Raw genomic sequence first — 21045 nt, 5'->3', positions numbered from 1 at the left:
GATCTTATGATCACTCCCTTTTGTTTTTTATAGTAAGTTACTTGCCATCTCTGCAAGCGCACTTCTTTCTCCTTTTACAAGGTCAAGATGGGCAAACATCTCTTGTCCTTTCATCCTCGAAGTTAGATATGCCAATCCATTGGATTGTTGGTCTAGATATGGTGAGTCGATTTGATGAATGTCTCCAGTAAATATCATCTTTGTACCTTCACCAGCTCTCGTAATAATTGTTTTAACCTCATGTGGAGTTAGGTTTTGTGCTTCGTCAATGATGAAGAAGGAGTTGGATAGACTACGCCCTCTAATGAATGCTAGAGCAGTAATTATGAGTCGCTCTTGTTTCTGCATCTCGTCTATCTTAGTGTGTTCTTGACTATTGATATGGAAGCTTCTACGAATTACTGATAAGTTATCAAAGAGAGGAGCCATGTAAGGTCCTATTTTCTCTTCAGCATCTCCTGGAAGAAACCCTAAGTCTTTATTACTTAGTGCGACAATAGGTCTTGCCAACATAATTTGATCGTAAAGATGATTTTGTTGAAGTGCAGCAGCCAATGCAAGAAGTGTTTTACCTGTTCCTGCTTTTCCTGTTATAGATATCAGTGTAATATCGGGGTTTAGTAGAGCATCCAGTGCTAATGTTTGTTCTGCATTGCGAGGTTTAATACCATAGGTCATTGTTTTCTCTACTTTCTGTATGGTATTGTTTTTAGCATTGTATCTAACCAATACACTTGTGTTTTCACTTTTCAGTATATAGTATTGATTAGGAGTGGGCGTTTCAATACCACTCTCCTCCAAAGGGATTTCATTTCGTTCGTATATCTCATTAATGATGGCGGTATTGAAGTCTCTAATCGTCTCTATTCCGTAGTAAAGGTCATCAATCTTTTGTACTTTATCGTTTTTGTAGTCCTCCGCCTCAAGATGCAAGGATTTGGCCTTCATACGTAGGTTTACGTCTTTCGATACTAATACTACTTTACAGTACTCACATTGTGTTTCGTTCTGTTTCTGTATCCAAAGTGCTATGGCAAGGATCTTGTGGTCAGGAATATTTTCTGAAAAGGATTCTCTCATCTCTTTACTAAAGGGTTTACCTAATTCGATTTTGAGTTTTCCTTTACCTTCGCCTAAAGAAACTCCCGAATTAAACAGTTCGTCACCCACTATTTCGTCAAGATCCCTAACAAATTGACGCGCCTGGAAATTGATCGGATCGTTTCCTTTTTTGAACTTATCGAGTTCTTCCAAGACCGTTATGGGAATGACTACGTCATTATCTGCAAAGTTGTGGATACAACGGTGGTCGTGAAGAATTACATTTGTGTCGAGAATAAATACCTTCTTGCTTGCCATAGTATTATATTTTAATAGGTTACTGCTCGATATTGGGTGATATAGCTTTTGAAGAGAGGGCCTGTGATGCAAAAAACTCTATAATATCGGAAAAACAAAGTAGAATTCATCCTTTGATTCTTACTTTTTATTTGCGACTTTGTAAAAGCCTTCTCTTTATTAAATGTAACAAAAAAGAGACAGGGTTGTTTGTATATAAATAAGATAAATAAGTTAAAATAGGAGCATATGAGGGATTATCAATCGACATTGGAGTATTTGTATGATCAGCTTCCTTTTTTTCAAAGACAGGGAGCAAGTGCATATAAACATGATTTGGGAGTGACATTGGCTTTGGATGATATATATAACCATCCCCATGCAAACTATCGTACGATACATGTAGCTGGAACCAATGGAAAAGGGAGTGTCTCAAATATGATCGCTTCGATTTTACAGCAAGCAGGATATAAAGTAGGACTATATACTTCCCCTCATTTAAAAGATTTTAGAGAACGTATCCGTGTCAATGGAGAGATGATCTCGGAGGAGAGTGTGATGGATTTTGTGGAACACTATAAGTTGATTTCTCCTGATCTTACACCCTCTTTTTTTGAAATGACCGTAGCCATGGCATTTGACTATTTTGATAAACAGAATGTAGATGTTGCTGTCATTGAAGTTGGTATGGGTGGTCGATTAGATAGTACGAATGTAATTATACCAGATCTTTCAGTGATCACAAATATCGGATTAGATCATACCCAGTTTTTAGGTGACACCTTGTCGAAGGTTGCTAAAGAGAAGGCGGGAATCATTAAAGACGGGGTTCCTGTTGTTGTAGGTAAAAGACAGAGATCATGTATGGAGGTTTTTGAAGAGAAAGCCACCGGTGTGAATGCTCCACTCGTTTTTGCTGACCAATTGTTTACGCTCGAAGACCATCGTATTGAGGGTGATCGTCGTGTGGTTGAACTACGCAAGGGGAATGGTTTTGTCTATCCAAATTTATCCGTGGCGCTACAAGGACGTTATCAAGCAGAAAATGTGGTTACTGTTGTTGCCGTATATGAGAAATTGATTTCGCTAGGGTATAAGTTGACAGAATCAGACCTGTATAATGGACTCCGCAATATACATGAGAATACTGGTATGATGGGAAGATGGCAGAAATTGTCGGATAAGCCACTTGTGGTTTGTGATACTGCCCATAATGTAGATGGCATTGTTCAGGTGGTACAACAGATGGCGGAATCGACCTATGAAAAACTACACTTCGTTTTAGGAATGGTGAGTGATAAAGATGTTCGTGGGGTATTGAAACTGTTACCGCAGGATGCGACTTACTATTTCTGTTCTCCTGATATTCTTCGTGCATTGGAAGCGGATGAATTAAAAGAACGTGCGAGTGAATTTGGACTAGAGGGTAACGTGTATGATTCTGTTCGAGAAGCATTGAAAAGTGCATGGGAGTCTGCTGGTGAAAATGATATGGTCTTTGTCGGAGGAAGTAATTTTGTCGTGGCAGAGGTTGTCTAGATAATCTAAAAAGATAATATAGAGAATGGTTTGATATAGAGAGGATGTCCAAAGAGAAGGGCATCCTCTTTATATTTTACTCTTCTATATAGCGTTGGGTTACCACCAGAATTTGGTATATAACTTCTGCAATATTATAAAGAATCACGAGTTTCTGTCTTTTCGATCCTTTCTCACATACATCAACGGCTGCCGTAAGCTCATCTAGAAAGCCTTTAAACTCCACTACCGGAAGAGAGGCCATATCTTTCATATCTATCTTACTAATTTTATCTAGCTCTTCTCCAATACGAAGGTAGGCCCATGATTCTTGTTCAGAGAAGTGGGTAGGAGTGTGTCGATGTGATCCGAAAGCTGATAGGTAAGAAACCATTGCATGGTTTAGATAGGTTAGTTGAAATGCAGCTTCTTCCTTATTCTTGCTCGAATTCGGCTCTAATTTCATTCCTTGCCATGCTTGTGTAAGTGCATTGTCCGCCATATGTGCACGTTGTCGAGCTTTTGCATAGGAGGTTTCATTTAATTCACACATATGGTAGGCCTTCACAATGGCTTTATAATATAGATTGTTCCTACGTAGAGCCGTAGATAATAAGATAGGTAGTTTATCTCTTTGCCAGTCAGGCCATAAGAATCGGACAGACAAGAGTGCTAATGATGCTCCAATAAGAGTGTCAAGGATACGTGCTCCCATCATCTCTTCTCCCATTCCTGATATCAGGTTAAAAGCAGAAACTACAAATATGGTAATGAAGATTACCGAATGCGAATATCTTCGTTTAAGCCATAAGAAAAAGGCATAGTTTGCAACGAGTAATGTGATAATCTGTCCTGGTAAAGTAGGCATTAATTGAGATATGACCACCCCTGTTACAACTCCAAGTAGTGTCCCTAGTATTCTTTGGAATAAACGTTGTTTGGTTTCGCTGTAACTGGGTTGACATACGAAAAGACTGGTGAGAATAATCCACTCTCCTTTTTGTATCTGAAAAACCAAGGTCAGTAAGTACCCTATCAAGAAACAGGTAGACAGACGAATTGCATATCTCAAACGAGGGTGTTGCAGTGACAGTTGGTTTCGTATCTTTTTCCATACATCTGTCTTCTTCTTGTAGAAGTTTGGAAGAACAATAATGTCCTTGTTATATTCGATGTTCACTAAGGCAAAGTGAGATTGAATTAAACTATGGATAAGTAATGCTAAGGGATGATCATGGAATTGAGGATATTTACGGCGTTGATCTTGCAATACATTAATGGTCCAATCTAATGAAGTTGGATGTTGATATGGTTTGCCACTCAGTAAACTTTTAGCCATGTTCTTACATGACTTAGATAGCTGATGTAATACCTGACCAATTCCTTGTAGTATTGGTCCGTTATTGATGTCATCTAAGAGTAGCGTATATTGCTCGTGGCTTGCTGCCGCTCTTTCGTGCAAGGATTGAAGCAGTACAAAACGATGTAAGTAGGGCTTCATATTCTCTTTGTTTGCACCGGAGTTGGTATAACTCTGTAATACATTTCTACAACGCTCTAGGGCGATAACAACCAAGATGTTCTGCTGTGCGAGTTTATTGACTCTCTTTTCTATATTTACTCGGTCATCAGTGAAAAGAGTTGACTTTAACTCCATATATTTTGCTAAAGCTGTGTACCCTCGTGATAGCTGCTCTTCTAGAAGACGATAGGGATGCCATAATAAAAGAATCCATGAGAATAGACCATAGGTAAGAGCTCCAACACAAAGAAAGATCGGTTGCTCGTACCAAGTGCTACTTAGACTAGAGCCCAACATAGCATAGATGCCTATCAAGATAGCTCCAAAAGTAATACCTCTAAACTTTTCATCAATTCCTCCAACGATAATAAAGATAATGGTGGAAGAGACCATTCCAAGGGCAAATAGTATGGGGTAAGGTCTTAGTAATTCTACAGATGCACTCGCGACAAAAAAGCAGATCAATGTAAACCCTAAAGAAACAATACGCCCTTTAGGATGATCATCTGTTTCAGATAGTGCCGCAGCAATAACTCCTAAGCTTAAGGTGACTCCAATAAAAGAGTAGCCTAGAAGAAGGAATGGTAAGACGATAAACATCATTGCTAAGGTCACTTTAATGGCAAGAAGTCTATCTGGATATAGCCAAAAAGTCTCTTTCATCCATGAGAATAGAGAAAGTCCTTTGGTCTTTGATAATAATTTCGATTTGGTCGTCATATTTACATTAACGCGATTATGATCTCTTATGTTTGGTTCATGCGTCTAAAAATATAAGGGATAGAAGGATTATTGATGTTAGAGCTTGGTGTTATGGGAGAGGGTAGTGTATCGACCAGTATAGTCTGGTCAATACACCAATATATTCTATGCTAAAAATGAATATTCACTGCTATACCTTACCATTTGTGATGTGTAGTCTTCATCATAATCGATATCGATATCAATGATTTGATCATTTTCATATCTTGGTTTAAGTTGAGGGTTAAGAAAACCAGCGTACGGAGGAATCTCTAGCTTCTGGTAACGATCAAGGACCTCTTTGTGAAGTTCCTTATCTATCTTTACAGCGTATTGCTCTACAAGTGCTTTACCTGCGTTATAATCGCCTTCAGACTTAATCCTTTGTACCTCTTTTAACAGAAGTCCAAATAACTCTCTTAACTTCTCATAGTCACGTATGGTAAAGAAGCTTTTGCCCTCTTTAACAACTTTTTCTATGACATGGTTTTCTTTGCCATATTCGTACGCCCACTGCGCGATAAGCTGTCTATTTCGCATGTGTGACTCCTCTAAGTCTTTGCCAAGCTCGACACGAACAAGTTGTGTTAGTAGTCCGTTTCTAATGTAATTGTCATATTCTGTTTTGCCGACCTCTAGAGATGGAATTAAGCCCACTTCTATAAGTTTTGGATCCATTATATAGTAAAGCGCAAAAAGGTCCGCACGTGCCTCCTCTAGCGTCGAGTGATAGTTTTTTAGAGCATCTACAGGTACACCTTCTAACATTTTACCTGAACCGTGACCAAGACATTCATGAAGGTCGGTATGAAGATTACTTCCAAGATAGCCGTACTTCTCTGCATTAGCTATCTCAGATTCATGGTATGCAAATTCTGTTAAGAAACCAGAGCCTTTAGATGCTTTGTCATAGGCTGCTGTGATATTCTCAATAGTTACAGATTTTGAACCATAGGCCTCTCTAATCCATTCAGCATTCGGAAGGTTGATGCCTATAGGTGTGGCAGGATAACAATCTCCACCAAGCATTGCTACATGAATAACCTTTGCGGACACACCTTTTACCTCTTCCTTCTTATGCGCTGGATCTGTTGGTGAATGGTCCTCAAACCATTGTGCATTATCGCTAATTATCTTTGTTCTTTTAGATGCTTCATGATCCGTATATTGAACAACAGATTCCCAACTTGCCTTCATTCCTAATGCATCTCCGTATACTTCGATGAATCCATTGATAAAGTCAACTTCTCCTGATAGCTCTTTGACCCATTTGATGTTGAACTGATCAAATGTTTGTAGATCGCCACTCTTATAATAGGCGATAAGAAGTGCTAAGCACTCTTCCTGTTGGCTGTTTTCGCAAACAGTCATAGCTTTCTCCAACCAATAGGTTATTTGGGCAATTGCAGTACCATACATTCCGTCTTGGTGCCAAAGCCTCTCTTTAATATTACCTCTGTCATCTTTGATAAGTTGGGTATTTAACCCCCTCGACGGTTGCGGTTCCAATTCGTTTGCAGCTACATCTTCATAGAACTTATCCGCTTCGACTTGTGTCACGCCTTGATAATAGTTGTTTGCTGAAGAGCTTAACAAATCGGTGGTAGTATCAAGAGATACTCTTTTGGCTTTGTAATTCTTATCAAAAAGCAGTTTGTCCAACTTTTCGGTCTCTTCAATCGTGAGATGAGATAATACAGCACTTCCTAGTTGCTCCCATTCAGACTTGTCAAAAGGGACTGCAAATTTATCCATAGAATAGTGGTGGTGGATACCATTGGCAAACCATACCCTCTTTAGGAATGTGGTGAATCGATCCCAAAGATCTTCTGAGACATCTAACCTATCTTTCTGTGTTAAGATAGATTCCATTGTTCGACGTAACAGTAGGTTCTCACTACCATTCTGATCCCATAAGATATCTCTACCACACAGCGCTGCTTCAGAAAGATAGTAGATATACTCTTTTTGCTTTAAACTAAGATCACTGAAGTTCTCCAGCTTATATCTTAAAATTTTGGTGTCCCCAAATTTCTCTATATAGTATTGAAACGAATCGTTGTTATTCATTATAATGCTTATTTTTTATTTAGCACAGGTAGTATGCCTAATAGCTCTTCTTTTTTTGTTGTAGTCTTCTGGTAAGTCTCCTTCTCTGATTGAAACTCAATGATATTTCCTCTGATCCGTTGAATGTTGTAAATATTGGCAACAATAGAACGCTGTATCTTGTAGAATCGGTCACTTGGTAATTCTTCATGTACAGATTTTAATGTTGCATGAACCATGTAATTTGTATGGTTTGTATAAAACTTAACATAGTTCTCTTCTGATTCAACAAAAAGTATATCATCTAAATCTAACTGAATATGAGTGTTGTTAGATTTAATCATAATCTTATTTGATTTAATAGTACCTGTATTAGATCGTTTTGCTAATGCTTTTTCTACTCGTCCTAATGCTTTTGAAAGACGTTGATAGGCTATCGGTTTTAAAATATAATCAACACAATCATGATCGAATGCTTCTGGCCCATAGTTCTCTTTCGATGAAATAAGAATTACTGGGGGTACTTGTTCCATGGATTCAAGAAACTCAATACCTGTCATCTCAGGTAATTCAATATCAAGAATTAGAAAATCGATAACCTGCTTATGCTCGTTCCATAAGTTTGTGCCCTCAATTCCATCCTCTGCAATAAATATTTTGGAGATTCTATTGTCCTTATTAAGCATTCGAGTGAGTCCTTGTCTCACTAATGGATCGTCATCTATGATTAAACAATGCATGATTGTAGTCTTTTAATTAGGTGTTACATATTAATTTATTTTTTTCTTCCCACATAGAGATAATCAGATCAGCCGAACGAATCGACCGTTTTAACCATTCATACTTTATCTCTTCTTTCTCCTCTTCCGATAGTTGCCAAGCAACGTTTTCTCTACGTATTCGAGTTGTAAGGTCTTGCATAACCAACGATGCACAAACAGATATATTGAAACTTTCTGTAAAACCGTACATAGGAACTTTAATGAAAGCATCCGCCTCCTCTTTTACAATATCCGAGATTCCTGTTAGTTCTGTTCCAAAAACCAAAGCGGCTTTCCCTTCATGAAGATCAAAGTCATGTAAAAATACATCTTTTTCATGAGGAGTAGTTGCAACAATGCGATATCCTTGCGCTTTCAAGCTTCTTATCGCTTCTCTTGTGTTGTTCTCTTGTTTATTGTACTTATGAAGATCAAGCCATTTCGTCGATCCCATGACAATCTCTTTATGAATGCAGAATTCATTTTGATTTTCAATGATATGTACATCTTGAATGCCAAAACAGTCGCATGAACGAAGTACAGCACTTGCATTTTGTGCCTGAAAGATGTCTTCTAATACCACTGTAAGATATTTAGTTCTATTTTCGATAACACGATCAAATAGCTGGGTACGTTCTTCTGTTGCAAACGATTCTAGGTGTTTGATGATCTCTTTCATAAGAATACTTTACTTTGAATTTTATTCGTACAAGTTGAAAGTTCATTTTATTCACCCACAAAGATAAAAATAAAAAAGGGAGCAACACGTGCTCCCTTTCTATTCCTATAAGAAATATCTTTTTAGTTAATCTTGTTTCCGAAGTCTTGTCCAGCTTTGAAACGAACAATTCTTTTAGCTTCAACCTTAACTGGTTTTCCAGTTGCAGGGTTTCTTACTTCACGAGCTTCTCTGTCGATAGTGTAGAACGAACCGAATCCAGCAATAATTAGTCTGTCCTCTTCCTTCAACGTTTCCATGGTTGCATTAAGAAAAGCTTCCACTGTTTTCTTTGTGTCCTTAATTGTCAATCCTGTTTCTTCAGAAACCTTTTTAATTAATTCTGTTTTGTTCATGGTTATGTATATTAAAATTGGTTAAGATACAATTTGCTCTATTTTGTTGAATCAATCATTCTAAAAAAAAGAAAAATAGATTCTAATGGGGCATTTTTGGTTATAATCTTCTTTTAATTAATTTATTAACGTCTTAAATTTCATAAATATTTTCAAAAAACAAAAGGAAACGTCCCGTTTTCAACCCTTTTTCTATTAATAAAACTGTTTTCTTACAGAAATGTTCACTTGTTCATGATAAAATCAGCTTTTTTTTACCATCCAATGGGCTTATTGATCTGTTTTTATGTTTTCCTTTTTAAGGGTAATCATTATTTTGATCAAAATGTTCACTTTTTTATTGATATTTCTGCTATTTTGATTTTAAGAGGTGAAAAAGTGAATATTTTTTTTCAAATGAATCTTCTTGATAACCAAATGTTAGGCAAACAGTGATTGAAAAACCATGAAAAAAATATTACGATATGTTTGCAGGTAATACAAAAAGTCCTACTTTTGCTACCGCATTTCAGGAGAGATGGCAGAGTGGTCGAATGCGGTGGTCTTGAAAACCATTGTACCGCGAGGTACCGGGGGTTCGAATCCCTCTCTCTCCGCAAAATACGGGTGTAGCTCAGTTGGTAGAGCACTGGTCTCCAAAACCAGGTGTCGGGAGTTCGAGCCTCTCCTCCCGTGCGAGTTCTTGAAAATATTGAATTGATAATACCTCTTCATAAACATTGGAGAGATGGCAGAGTGGTCGAATGCGGTGGTCTTGAAAACCATTGTACCGCGAGGTACCGGGGGTTCGAATCCCTCTCTCTCCGCAAGGAGACTTTGTTTGAGGTATTATTAGGAGAGATGGCAGAGTGGTCGAATGCGGTGGTCTTGAAAACCATTGTACCGCGAGGTACCGGGGGTTCGAATCCCTCTCTCTCCGCAATTTCGGGGTGTAGCGCAGTCCGGTTAGCGCACCTGCTTTGGGAGCAGGGGGTCCCAGGTTCGAATCCTGGTACCCCGACATATTTTATTGAAAATAACCATCTTTAGGAGGGGTGGGTGAGTGGCTGAAACCACCAGTTTGCTAAACTGACGTACTCTATTCGGGTACCGGGGGTTCGAATCCCCCTCTCTCCGCAACAAGCTTCAATCATATCGATTGAAGCTTTTTTGTTTTTGTCTCATTCACAAAAACTGTTTAGGTAATATTTTGGATCACTTGGTATTAGATAAGATCCAAATAATAATTCATATCAAATCCTCATTTTGTCTATTTTTAATTTGTATTTTCTCATTTTGATGTAGATATGATGTATCAGATAACTTGTATAGATTATCGCAATCTTGTCATGAATTTCAATTATTATTTTACATGCTTCATTTCTACCAAAATATATTTCAATTAGCCATGGACTAAGTCCAGTAATTACAGCTAAAGCAAAACAAAATGAAAGCATTAGAATATGTCTGTTTTTTTTAAGAAGTCTATTTTTGATGATAACATTATAGAACTGTCTATGTGATATAATATGAAAGATCATCAGAATAGATAGTATGCTAATAGATGTCTTGTGTATACTTATCCATCCTTCATAGTTTATCCCCAAAGAATAGTGGTTTACATCATCAATCTTGATGTTTCCGATGTGATATTCTATTTGTAAAAGAAAATCTGAGATTATTGATAAAATATTTGAAATAACTAGTCCTATATTGATGATCGACCTTGAGTTGTTACTTTTCATTTACTCTCTTGTTAATCGTTTTCTCAATTTTACGGAGCCACTTTTCACGATTCTCGTTAGACGTTTGCTTTACCATGTTAAAACTAATCCATTTAAGATTCTTGTACCCTATCTTCCAAAAAGTTCCTCTCAATAATGCTTTTTTTATTGCATTGCCCAAAAATAAATGATACAGAATTCGAGGGGTATTCATTGTTGTTATTAATGTTATACCCTTTAGTTTCATTAATAATGGTTTCATTTTTGTATTGTTACTATTCGTATAGTCATAAGCAACTCCTGGAAAAATAACTTTATCAACGAAGCCTTTCATCATTGCTGGCATAAGCTCCCACCAGATTGGGAATATGAAAATAACATGATCAGCTTTTTTTAATTTTGTTTTATAGTTCAGAACCATAGGATCGATGGCTTGTTTATCTCGAAAAGCTTTTAGATCTTGAGATGTCAATACGGGATTAAACTTGTCCTTATCTAAATGAATTAGATCAACTTCATGACCTCCTAATAGTAGTCCTCTAGTTACAGCATCCAGAATTGCATTGCAGTAACTGCCTTCATAAGGATGATTAAATACTAATAATATTCTCATTTTTATGTAATTGAATTATAACACAAAAATGATGGTTTAGGAATGTTTAGACGATAACAATTGTTAATTAATGAAATGTCCGTACAGTTATTGTATAAATTAAATCTACAATTACATTCGTAAATATTATTGTAGATTACGAACGTGTGCATCTATTACTACGCAATGCAAATCGAGTAACTGATTTAAAAATGATGTTTAGCCTATTGTATTCATTAAACGACTGTAATATAAACTAATAGAAGCGATATCAGTAAATAAAAAGTGTTATCGTTCTAGATAGTAATTTGGTCATAAAAATGTGATTAATTATTGGTAAAATAATTTACTGTTTACGATTCCTAATTCGACTGAGAGATATTGGAGTAATTCCAAGATATGAAGCAATATAATGCTGAGGTATTCGCTTTATGATTTCAGAATGATTATCAATTAAGTCTTTATACAGCTCTTGTGGAGTGTTTTTTATTCTTGATATAAAAAGTTCTCCATAGATTCTAAATCGTTTAAATAACAAGTCTTGAAATGTGTTTTGGATATCGGGAAAGTTCTTTAATATATTAAGATAGTTTTCTCTTTTTAATAGAAGAATGGTTGATTGCTCAATTGTTTCAATACTGAATAGGCTTGGTTTTTGTTCGATAAAACTATCTATTGACGCGACAGCTTCTCCTTCAAAAAAGAATTGAAATGTAATGTCTTTTCCATCGTGATTAGATGACTCTCTTAAACATCCCTTTTTAATGAAAAAGAAATTATTGGAAATCTCACCTTCTCTAAGAAGTAATGTTTTAGGTGCAATTTTTTGTTCTACAAAAAGTGAGTTTATTTTTATCCAAACTGCCTGATTCTCTTTTAATTTATCTAGGAGATTTTCATCATTCCACATATTGATGCAATTTAAGTACTGTAATTAGTAATAAATATTCGAACATGTTTATTATGAATGTTTGCATTTAGGCAATCACACAATACATGATTAATGACATCAAAACTAGGGAATTTTGTGTACAAGAACACTTGATGTCAGTAATTATTTCAATACAGTTTCAACCCTTGTAATCTGTAGATTAATCTACGGTCTATTCTTATTGATTTTAATACTTAGTCATATACCAATACTGAACTTCTCAATGCAATAAAACAATAAAGATGTGTATATCTTTTATTAGCCTGATTCAATAATTTAAAGAGAGTTAGATTTATATTATATTACTCTAATTCTATTGTGTTATGCAGTTCAAGTTGCTTTCTTATAATGTAAATGCAAGTATCTATTTATTTAATTATAATATAGTTGTTTGATGAAATGAATTTAAAGAAGAGTCGTTGTATTTTAATTGGTATTTTATATTACTAAGACTCTCTGTTTTATTAATGACCTAATGAAGTGTAATGTTAATTAACAATATAGAGTATGTGATTTTGTTTGGTGTTTTTAACAATTGTGTTGTGTAATAATTTGGTGATGAGATATACTTATAGGTTCGATAGTCACTATGTTATAGGGCATATTAGTAGTGATTATCCTCTTTACAAAATACAAATGTTAAATAAAGATCTATGAGAAAAACATTACTATTATTGGTTTCTATTCTGATTGTACAGAATTCGATTGGTCAAATTATTGAATGGCCCGACTTTTGGGCAGAAGGAAACTCAAAAAAAACTGAATATTATCATTATTATACCAATAATGATCCTAATAGTCCCGAAAGAAGTGCTGTATTTAAGGAAGATGGCTATTTAAAATATATACAAGCTATTGGGCCATTTATACAGAATGATCAAGTTTATACAGTGGAAAATGGATTAATTTTCATAAAGACAAATAGTCTGAATTCTTTAAATGTAGATACCTATCCAATTAGTTTTTCTTGGCAAAAGGGTATGGCAGATAGATTTGGTTATGTGTCAGGATTACGGTCAGCAGTCTATTATACTGATACTCATGCTCATGTTACCGTCTTGATATATTCAGGAGTGGATAATCCTGGATATCAACCTGACGGCGCATTAAAAATGCAAAAAAAGTTTTTGCAGACTGGTACTCCTGCTGGGTTTATCCCAGACTTTAATTACAATAGTAGGTTGTTCAACTTTGATTTATCATCAAAACCTGATGGTCAATACAATGTTAGAGCTCATTATGTGATGGACCAATCTTGGCCTAGTTTTGACCCATCTGGCCATGGAAATATCAATATATATATTGATCGAGTGGCTCCAGATGCACCAAGTGTTCTAAAATTAAAGACTGCAAGTGATACTGGCGAAAGTAATACAGATCTAATTACCACTAATGATGTTGTTGATATAATTGGAAAGGCAGAACCATTTTCAACAGTAGTTTTAAGTAATCAGATTGTTGATGTAGCTCAAGTACGTGTAGATAAAGATGGAAATTATTCAGCACAAATATCTAATCTTAAGGAAGGTCAAAACCCTATCGATGCTAAAGCTATCGATCGTAATGGCAATGAAGGGGCTTGGATGGGACTTAAGCAAATTGTTGTCGATAGGACTGCTCCAACTGTTCAATTCCAGACAACTATTAATGGACTGTTTAACGGAGAACAGCAGAAGATTACAGTTAACTTCTCAGAAAACGTATATGGTGTTGAGTTGACTGATTTTAATGTAATCAATGGAACACTTTCGAATCTTGTTAAAGTAAGTGGATCTAAATATGAATTGACTTACCTTAAGTCAAATAACAGCAATGATTATCAAATCACGTTGTTAGATAACAAGGTGGCTGATATTGCTGGAAACTTCACGGCTACAGCTTCTTATGACTTCAACCCAACAAGCACAAAGAAACCTGTTGCAACATTGGCTAGTAGCTCTTTTAATATTCGTAATGGGCAAACACTGGATGTGAATGTCAATTTTGATGAAGAAGTTGTTGGTCTTGAAACTACTGACTTCGCTGTTACTAATGGAAAGGTATCAAATCTTGTCGGAAGTGGTGCAAACTACACATTAAGTTTAACGAAAACAGTAGATGTCAAAGAGATGTCAGTTAGACTTGAAAGGTTTGTTGCGTCCAATAGATCTGGAAATACAAACGATTCAATATCAATAAAATTATATAATGATTCTGATTGGTCTTATAGGATTCATGAAACCCCTGATGGCAAATATTTGACATTAGATTACTATTGGAAGGATGGTTCTACTGTTACTGTTCCTGCTAAGATTGAAGGAATAAATGTAAAAGAGATTCGTACATCAGGTTTTGATTCATTTAGATCACAAATCACCCGATTAGATTTATCTGAAGCAACTAATTTAGAGTTGATTGGAGAGAGTGCATTCAGTTATACTGCTTTAGAAGAGATTGTGTTTAACGACCAATTAAAAGAAATTAGAGAAGAAGCATTCTACGCAGCATCTTTATCTGGAGAAATAGTTCTACCCGATAATCTTCTTTTCATGGAGCACGCCGTTTTTGATAAAAATGAAGACATTGAAAAAGTCGTGTTAGGAAGTAAAATAGAAACAATTTTTGTGCCTTTTACTTCGTATAAAACTAAAACAGTAGAAGTTAAGAGTGATAAGATCCCTCAGGTTTTGGGCGGGTCATTTTCTACAGTTTTTGTGGTTCCTGATGATATGATTAATGATTATAAAGCTGATCGTAATTGGAACAGATTATTGCTTTCTTCGAATTCAACGTATGATGTAAATCAAGATTTCTGGGGAAAAGAGATTGAAATAGATGGTGTAAAAGGTTATGAAATTAGTTGTTATCGCGGTGATGCCAATAGCATCGTTGTACCAAAAACGATCGATGCACTACCTGTTATTTCAATTAAAGGAGGATATCACTCTTCCTTTATCTATAGGAATACAAAGAGGGTTGCTCTAATGCCAATACCAATTGGTACTGTTCAACCACATACTCCAGTTAAAAATGGACCATTTATTGAAGATCCTATAAGTTTAGATATATCTAAAGCTACTAGTCTAAAGAAGATTGGTAAATATGCATTTTCGTCTTTAAATGTGAGTAATGGAATGATTTTTCCTGCAAAACCTACAGAAATTTCAATCGAAAGCAATGCCTTCTATAAGGTAACTTTCCCCAAGAGTTATACGCTTCCGTCTTCTGTAAAGAGTGTCGCAGAAAACTGGCTGAGTAATTGTATTGCAGACATTTTGATCGTGCCAAATGACTTTCCAAGTCTGAATACCTTAGCTAATCCATTTAGTGAACTATCGTTGTTGAAAGTCAAAAAAACAACGGCACACGATGTTATATCGTTATCACTTCCTTCCAATGCAAAAGTTGTTGTCCCTAAAGGATCATTAGTAGCATACCAAGCACATCCTGTTTGGCAAACGCTACCTTTAATTGAGGAACAAGGAACCCTAAGTGCTGACAAGCAATGGTTGACAGAGAGTGTTCAAGTGGATGGAGTTGATGGTGTAAGAGTTGTTGGATATAAAGGAAGTGAAAATCCTATCGTCATTCCTGCATCTATTGATGGTGTAGATGTTTTAGAATTATCAAAAGGAACAGACCATTTCTTTGCTACGTCTACCTACACTAATGGTGTGTCTATAGATGCAACTCAAGCTACGTCCCTAGTAAATATCAAAGAGAAGTTATTCTCTGGGATTACGGAGTTAAAATCGATCAAATTACCATCTAGTCTTAAAAATATCGAAACGGCAGCGTTTAGTGAAACAGGACTAAGTGGCATAGTAGATATTCCAGAAAATGTTATAGTCATAGGAGAGAAGGCATTCGAGAAGACTAATGTAGTTGCTTTACGATTTAAAGCTGATGTTCCTGTGGATAAATCGAATATTAACACTGCAAGTTACCCCGTATTAGTTAAAGCAGATGCCTATGATAAATATATCGCTGCTTGGGATGATCGAAGAGTATTTAAAGACTATGTCGTAGATAATTTCATAGTAAATGACTATTCATACCAAGAAACACCTGATGCTAATACAGTCGAGGGTATTGAAATTCTTGGTTATATTGGAGGTAAAGAAACACTTGATATTCCGAATCTTATTGATAATAAAAAAGTCTTAAGAATACGAGGGGGAGCAAATGACGGAGAACACATTTTATTAAAAAATGCAACCAATCATGTAAACTGTGAGAGTGCTTTATATCTAACGGTAATTGGAAAGGATGCTTTTGCAGAATCGATTATAGAGTCTATAGTATTCCCTCCTAATCTTGTTCGTTTAGAATATGATGCATTTTGGGATTGCTCTCATATCTCTCATCAAATTATTCTACCTTCTACAATAAAGTATATTGGAGAGTATGCGTTAAGTGGGCTAGGAACATTAAATTATGTTATTCCTGATGCAACTATTACGTTTAGCTCTTCTGCAATATCTCATAGAGGTCAAGGAGTATTTTATAATTTAAAATCAAACTTGCCAAACAAATATAATTTAAATGATACGATTGGTGGTTGTTTCGGAGACAGACCAGTTTTCTTTGTTCCTGAAGGAACTCTGACAAAATATAAGAAGGAGTCTTCTTGGAGTACAACTAAATATATTGCTGAAGAGAATAACCTAAATCTGTGCTTAGTTCCTAACAATAATCAATACAGTTGTAAGGTAGGGCAAAGCGTAGTTATTTCGTTAGACTATAAAATGCTAAAGGGAGCATTGTCAAAACAAGAAGTCTCATTAAGAAGTACTGACTTCGAAGTAAGTCGTTATGATGTGACAGATGCTTCTATCTCACTGGATGCAACTGCACTGGCAAAAGAAATAAAACAAGGTAAGATTGAACTTGTCATAACTAAAGGGGATGAGGAATTCATTTATCCTATTTACGTGGATGTACAGTCTGCTGCAACTAGAAATATTGCATTAGTTAAGAGTGCTACTTCAACAGACACCAACGACACAGGGTTAGAGTACTTGACCAACGACACAAATGCTAATGGAGAGTACTGGACATCTAGTGCAACGACAGAATCATCTGTTGTATTGGATCTGAATAAAGATTATTGGATCTATAATGTGACAATTATGGACCGAGGAGTAGATGGTACTAACAACACAAATGCAGCTGCATATCGTATTGAGACTAGTGATAATGGAACGGATTGGACAAGACAATCGGAAGAGTGGGTTAATGATATATCCAATATAAAATTCTGGAATAGAACATCCAATCCAGTAAGTGGTAGATATGTGAAAGTAACATTAAAACCAAACAGCCAAAATAGTGATATCAATATCTATGAAATCAAAATTGATGGAGAGTATCATGTGCAAAAACCTAAAGGTTACTGGAATGTTGCTTTAAACAAAGAGGTCCTAGAGAAAAATTATTCTTATAATCGTTATGTGAAATATTTAAATGATGGTTCTTATGGAACGCAGAAAAGTGAGCAATGGTGTCTAGTTGCGGCGAAGGGTGAAGAAGTAATAAGAACGCTTGATTTAGGGAAATCATATCTATTAAAAAGTTTTTATATTTATGATGCATGTTTATTCGAAGCTCCAGGCTATAATATTCAGTCGTATAAAATTGAAGTTAGTACTGACAATGCAGACTGGACTGAAGTAGCAGCAAAAACAGATGTCTCTGCAGAAAACATTCATTCCATTGAATTAGAAAATGAGGTGAATGCACAGTACGTAAGATTCCGATTTATTGGTTGTGCCCAGGATGATGACGTACGTATTTACGAGTTAGAGGTGTATGGTAGAGATGCTTCGACTCCAGTTGTTCAACAACAAACAGCAGAAGTTAGAGTTTATCCAAACCCAGCATCTAACTTCATTCGTGTTGATGGATTAGGCATCGGAAATAATCGAGTACTAATTATGTCGATAACAGGAACCGTTGTATATGATAGTACACAGTATAACGAAGGAGAAATGATCGCAATTGATCAACTTCCTTCTGGCCTATATATCGTACAAATAAAATCAGACAATCAAACAACAGTGAAGAAACTGATCAAACGATAGGGTTGAACTAAGTTTGTTGTCTATAATAGGAGGTGCCACATTTGAGCACCTCCTTTCTGTTTAATATTTAGTTGTATTGAATGGGAAACTTTCAGTCTTTATTGCTTTTGAAAACCATCTGTGTATAGAGTCTTTAAATAAAAGAACAGAGAACCCATCACCATATGATTATGAGAGTCGCGTATAACGAAGAGAAACGGGGATGTACTTCAAGAACTTTATAAATAGAGTCCTTGAGGTACAATGTTTTAAATAAAGATAGGATTAGATCAAAGCTTCTAATTCGGCTAATTCATCATCAGATAAACCTACAGGTTCAAAGCCAGCACTCCAGGCCGTTAGAAGTAATTTTGCCCCTTTATTGGCCACATCAATATAATCGAATGCCACCTCTACATCTTCTCCTGTAGCTAAAGCACCATGCTTTTCCCATAGCACCACATCACGATTCTCCAACCCTTTTATAGTGATATCTGCCAGTGCTTCTGTTCCAGATAAGACGTAAGGAGTACAATCCACCCCTTGTGGTACAAAAACCCGAATCTCTGGACACATCTTCCAAAGGCTGTGGTTCAGCTTCTCTTCCTCTTTAAATAGCGGATGGTGACTCATCACAATCAGTTCAATAGGGTGGGTATGAACAATGGCTTTATGAGAAGGTTTGTTTACCCTATTATGAAGATGAATTTTTACATGAGATATCAACTCCGAGGTAGGTCTAAAGTTCTTCTTCTTTCCTCCCCACACAATCGTATATCCATCTGCTTTATCATTGATCACAATAATACAAGCCACCTCTTCCACTCTGTCCACAAGGTGTCTCAAATGACATCCTGTTCCAGAAACAAAGATAACTGCACCTGCGGCCTCTTTAGGAAATTCAAATGCAATCACCTCACTCGCTTCACGCCAATCGTTTGCCGAAACAAGATCCGTTAAGTCTATCGATATATTCCCAGCATTTCTCTCTGCCCACTCTCTCTGCCACAGGTAGCCTGCAATCTGCGAGACCTTATTTATCTCTTCTTGAACCGAAGTTGGTAAAATATTCATTGTCTTTAATATTTTTCTAATTTATCTAAATAGACTGTATGTAAGAGTGTTATTTGTTCCCTTTTTCAGCCCAATTCCTACATTCAACAACACTTAGTTGTCTCTCTCCATACGATATTGTTGATACAACATATCATACTCCTTATGGTTGTGGCTAGGCAAAATAACTTGTGGTTTATAGTCAATATATTCTCTGATCATATCTATGGTTTCGAAAACTTTAGATCCTACAAAAACCACCATCGATGCCCCTAATACTGTCGTCTCTTTTTGATCGATAAGTTGGATTGGGCGATTACAAATATCCGCTCGAAGCTGATTCCATAATCTGTTTTTTGAACCTCCACCTACACATATAATCTTCTCTGCCGTAAAACCACCTGCCTTCTCTAGTGCCTCCAGCCCCTCTCGTAATCGGAAAGAGAGTCCCTCCAGAAAAGCACGATATAGTTCTGCTCTATCGGTAGCGATTGTCAACCCTTGAATGGCACCGTGTGATCTCCCTGAACTGTTTGTATAAAAATCAGGCCCTACCGTCACTCCATTCGAACCAACCGCAACCAATTCCGCATCCGTCACCATACGGTTATAAAGATCTTCTTTGTCAATATCTCTATAGAACTGCTTTGAGAACCATTCTAGTACCCCAGAGCCAATCCAATTTTGACCAATGTTATAGATCCCCTTTTCTGCATCCAGCTCAGTAGTAATACCATGCTCTAATTCACGTATAGAGGCCGTTTGTGACTGACTTCTTGTCATCAGAATTTCCCATGTTCCAGAGCTTAATACAGGTTGATTTACTTTCGCTCCTGATCCAATCAATGCGAACTGTGTGTCATGGCCAGCCATAAAGACAGGAACGTCTTTAGGTATGCCGGTCAATGCTTCTGCCTCTTGGGTAACAGCCCCAGCTCTCTCTCCAGGTTCCGCGATCTCCCCAAAAATATCGGGGTCCACACCGAGGGTTCTACAGATCGAATCTGAGCAAGCTCTTTGACCAATATCCCCCATCATTGAGGTTCCAAGCATGGTCGCGTCATTTTTTAATACCCCAGTAAGCTTTGAACTTAGAATCGATGGAATAAAAAGAAAGCGACTAGAGCTATCCAATAATTCTGCTCTATTCTCTTTAAACCAAATCAACTTATTAATGGTATTAAAGGCGTATGGATAGACTCCGCTAATCTCATATACCTTTTCGAGAGGCATATATTTATCGATACGCTCCATGATCGATGTCGTACGTGGACATTGCCACGATATAATTGGATATAAAGGGTCTCCTCCCTCATCCACAAGCGTGCCATCCACACCAAAAGTCGTCACCGTCACCCCAACGATACGACTAGTGTCTATCTCTTCCATCACCATCTTAGATAGGCTACAAAGTTTCCCCCACAGCTTCTCCATATCCCAAATAATACCCCCCTCAAAAAAGGGGTCTTTATCCGTTTCATTAGACATCGAATGAGAGGCAACAATATGGCCATCAATATCCATGGCCACCACCTTTACATTCGTAGCACCACAATCGAAAACAATGGCTATCTCTTTTCCGTTCATAAGAAGAAAATATAACTAGGCTCTCTGTTGTTGAAATATAGTGCTTTGGACTACTCCAACGCAGGCTATAATATCCTTTTTCTCTTCGAAAATCATCTATTCCCCAATAACCGATTGTTCAACGAACAACCGTAA

General features: G+C 36.6%; 13 protein-coding genes and 6 tRNA genes. 8 read left to right on the top strand and 11 right to left on the bottom strand.

The features are described from left to right. Positions 1–27: 27 nt before the first annotated feature. Positions 28–1359: a PhoH family protein gene (locus K5X82_08305; protein QZT38886.1), complete on the bottom strand. Its 1332-nt coding sequence runs from the start codon at positions 1357–1359 to the stop codon at positions 28–30. 228 nt (positions 1360–1587) lie between these two features. Here K5X82_08305 and K5X82_08300 point away from each other — a divergent pair, with 228 nt between their 5' ends. Next, positions 1588–2877, top strand: a complete 1290-nt coding sequence (locus K5X82_08300) for a bifunctional folylpolyglutamate synthase/dihydrofolate synthase (GenBank protein ID QZT38885.1) — start codon at positions 1588–1590, stop codon at positions 2875–2877. A 76-nt stretch (positions 2878–2953) separates the two neighbouring features. On the opposite strand, the gene yccS is transcribed toward K5X82_08300, so the two are convergent. The 5 genes from yccS to K5X82_08275 form a co-directional block, all read right to left on the bottom strand. Further along, positions 2954–5098, bottom strand: coding sequence for a TIGR01666 family membrane protein (gene yccS / locus K5X82_08295; protein ID QZT38884.1), 2145 nt, complete (start codon positions 5096–5098; stop codon positions 2954–2956). A 147-nt stretch (positions 5099–5245) separates the two neighbouring features. Further along, positions 5246–7189, bottom strand: a complete 1944-nt coding sequence (locus K5X82_08290) for a dipeptidyl peptidase 3 (protein QZT38883.1) — start codon at positions 7187–7189, stop codon at positions 5246–5248. 8 nt (positions 7190–7197) lie between these two features. Further along, positions 7198–7908 (bottom strand): LytTR family DNA-binding domain-containing protein, encoded by a 711-nt coding sequence (locus K5X82_08285; GenBank protein QZT38882.1) that lies wholly within the window; start codon positions 7906–7908, stop codon positions 7198–7200. Positions 7909–7924: 16 nt separating this feature from the next. After that, entirely contained in the window at positions 7925–8608 is a 684-nt protein-coding gene (locus K5X82_08280) for an RNA methyltransferase (protein QZT38881.1), read from the bottom strand. A 122-nt stretch (positions 8609–8730) separates the two neighbouring features. Next, positions 8731–9003 (bottom strand): HU family DNA-binding protein, encoded by a 273-nt coding sequence (locus K5X82_08275; GenBank protein QZT38880.1) that lies wholly within the window; start codon positions 9001–9003, stop codon positions 8731–8733. A gap of 511 nt (positions 9004–9514) precedes the next feature. Here K5X82_08275 and K5X82_08270 point away from each other — a divergent pair. The 6 genes from K5X82_08270 (at position 9515) to K5X82_08245 (ending at position 10119) form a co-directional block, all read left to right on the top strand. Then, a tRNA-Ser gene (locus tag K5X82_08270) sits at positions 9515–9599 on the top strand. Between the two features lie 6 nt (positions 9600–9605). Then, positions 9606–9678: transfer RNA gene (locus tag K5X82_08265), tRNA-Trp, on the top strand. A gap of 46 nt (positions 9679–9724) precedes the next feature. Further along, positions 9725–9809: transfer RNA gene (locus K5X82_08260), tRNA-Ser, on the top strand. A gap of 28 nt (positions 9810–9837) precedes the next feature. After that, positions 9838–9922 (top strand) — tRNA-Ser (locus K5X82_08255). A gap of 6 nt (positions 9923–9928) precedes the next feature. Next, positions 9929–10003: transfer RNA gene (locus tag K5X82_08250), tRNA-Pro, on the top strand. A 28-nt stretch (positions 10004–10031) separates the two neighbouring features. Beyond that, a tRNA-Ser gene (locus tag K5X82_08245) sits at positions 10032–10119 on the top strand. 116 nt (positions 10120–10235) lie between these two features. Here the strand turns inward: K5X82_08245 and K5X82_08240 are convergent. The 3 genes from K5X82_08240 to K5X82_08230 form a co-directional block, all read right to left on the bottom strand. Continuing rightward, complete coding sequence (locus K5X82_08240; protein ID QZT38879.1) at positions 10236–10727, bottom strand: hypothetical protein; 492 nt, start codon at positions 10725–10727, stop codon at positions 10236–10238. Beyond that, a complete protein-coding gene (locus K5X82_08235; protein ID QZT38878.1) occupies positions 10717–11319 on the bottom strand; it encodes an NAD(P)H-dependent oxidoreductase in 603 nt (200 codons plus the stop codon). The genes K5X82_08240 and K5X82_08235 overlap by 11 nt, the downstream gene beginning before the upstream one ends. Before the next feature lie 325 nt (positions 11320–11644). Then, positions 11645–12208 carry a Crp/Fnr family transcriptional regulator gene (locus K5X82_08230; protein QZT38877.1) on the bottom strand — a complete coding sequence of 188 codons (564 nt, stop codon included), beginning with the start codon at positions 12206–12208 and terminating at the stop codon, positions 11645–11647. A gap of 674 nt (positions 12209–12882) precedes the next feature. On the opposite strand from K5X82_08230, the gene K5X82_08225 reads away from it, so the two are divergent. Further along, positions 12883–18291, top strand: coding sequence for a leucine-rich repeat protein (locus tag K5X82_08225; GenBank protein QZT38876.1), 5409 nt, complete (start codon positions 12883–12885; stop codon positions 18289–18291). 264 nt (positions 18292–18555) lie between these two features. On the opposite strand, the gene rhaD is transcribed toward K5X82_08225, so the two are convergent. Further along, the gene (rhaD, locus tag K5X82_08220; protein ID QZT38875.1) at positions 18556–19344 is read right to left on the bottom strand and encodes a rhamnulose-1-phosphate aldolase; all 789 of its coding nucleotides are present in this window, start codon (positions 19342–19344) and stop codon (positions 18556–18558) included. Between the two features lie 93 nt (positions 19345–19437). Continuing rightward, a complete protein-coding gene (gene fucK, locus K5X82_08215) occupies positions 19438–20910 on the bottom strand; it encodes an L-fuculokinase (GenBank protein QZT38874.1) in 1473 nt (490 codons plus the stop codon). Positions 20911–21045: the final 135 nt, after the last annotated feature.

The organism is Prolixibacteraceae bacterium, from assembly GCA_019856515.1.
GTDB classification, from domain to species: Bacteria; Bacteroidota; Bacteroidia; order Bacteroidales; family Prolixibacteraceae; genus Halosquirtibacter; species Halosquirtibacter xylanolyticus.
Note: the sequence above shows the minus strand (reverse complement) of the source record. Positions and strands in the feature narration are given on the sequence as shown.

Bases quoted from the DNA above. Each gene is read 5' to 3' on its own strand.
- K5X82_08285 (QZT38882.1), bottom strand. From the start codon at position 7,908: ATGCATTGTTTAATCATAGATGACGATCCATTAGTGAGACAAGGACTC.
- K5X82_08240 (QZT38879.1), bottom strand. From the start codon at position 10,727: ATGAAAAGTAACAACTCAAGGTCGATCATCAATATAGGACTAGTTATT.
- K5X82_08280 (QZT38881.1), bottom strand. From the start codon at position 8,608: ATGAAAGAGATCATCAAACACCTAGAATCGTTTGCAACAGAAGAACGT.
- K5X82_08305 (QZT38886.1), bottom strand. From the start codon at position 1,359: ATGGCAAGCAAGAAGGTATTTATTCTCGACACAAATGTAATTCTTCAC.
- K5X82_08235 (QZT38878.1), bottom strand. From the start codon at position 11,319: ATGAGAATATTATTAGTATTTAATCATCCTTATGAAGGCAGTTACTGC.
- K5X82_08225 (QZT38876.1), top strand. From the start codon at position 12,883: ATGAGAAAAACATTACTATTATTGGTTTCTATTCTGATTGTACAGAAT.
- K5X82_08290 (QZT38883.1), bottom strand. From the start codon at position 7,189: ATGAATAACAACGATTCGTTTCAATACTATATAGAGAAATTTGGGGAC.
- K5X82_08230 (QZT38877.1), bottom strand. From the start codon at position 12,208: ATGTGGAATGATGAAAATCTCCTAGATAAATTAAAAGAGAATCAGGCA.
- rhaD (QZT38875.1), bottom strand. From the start codon at position 19,344: ATGAATATTTTACCAACTTCGGTTCAAGAAGAGATAAATAAGGTCTCG.
- K5X82_08275 (QZT38880.1), bottom strand. From the start codon at position 9,003: ATGAACAAAACAGAATTAATTAAAAAGGTTTCTGAAGAAACAGGATTG.
- fucK (QZT38874.1), bottom strand. From the start codon at position 20,910: ATGAACGGAAAAGAGATAGCCATTGTTTTCGATTGTGGTGCTACGAAT.
- yccS (QZT38884.1), bottom strand. From the start codon at position 5,098: ATGACGACCAAATCGAAATTATTATCAAAGACCAAAGGACTTTCTCTA.
- K5X82_08300 (QZT38885.1), top strand. From the start codon at position 1,588: ATGAGGGATTATCAATCGACATTGGAGTATTTGTATGATCAGCTTCCT.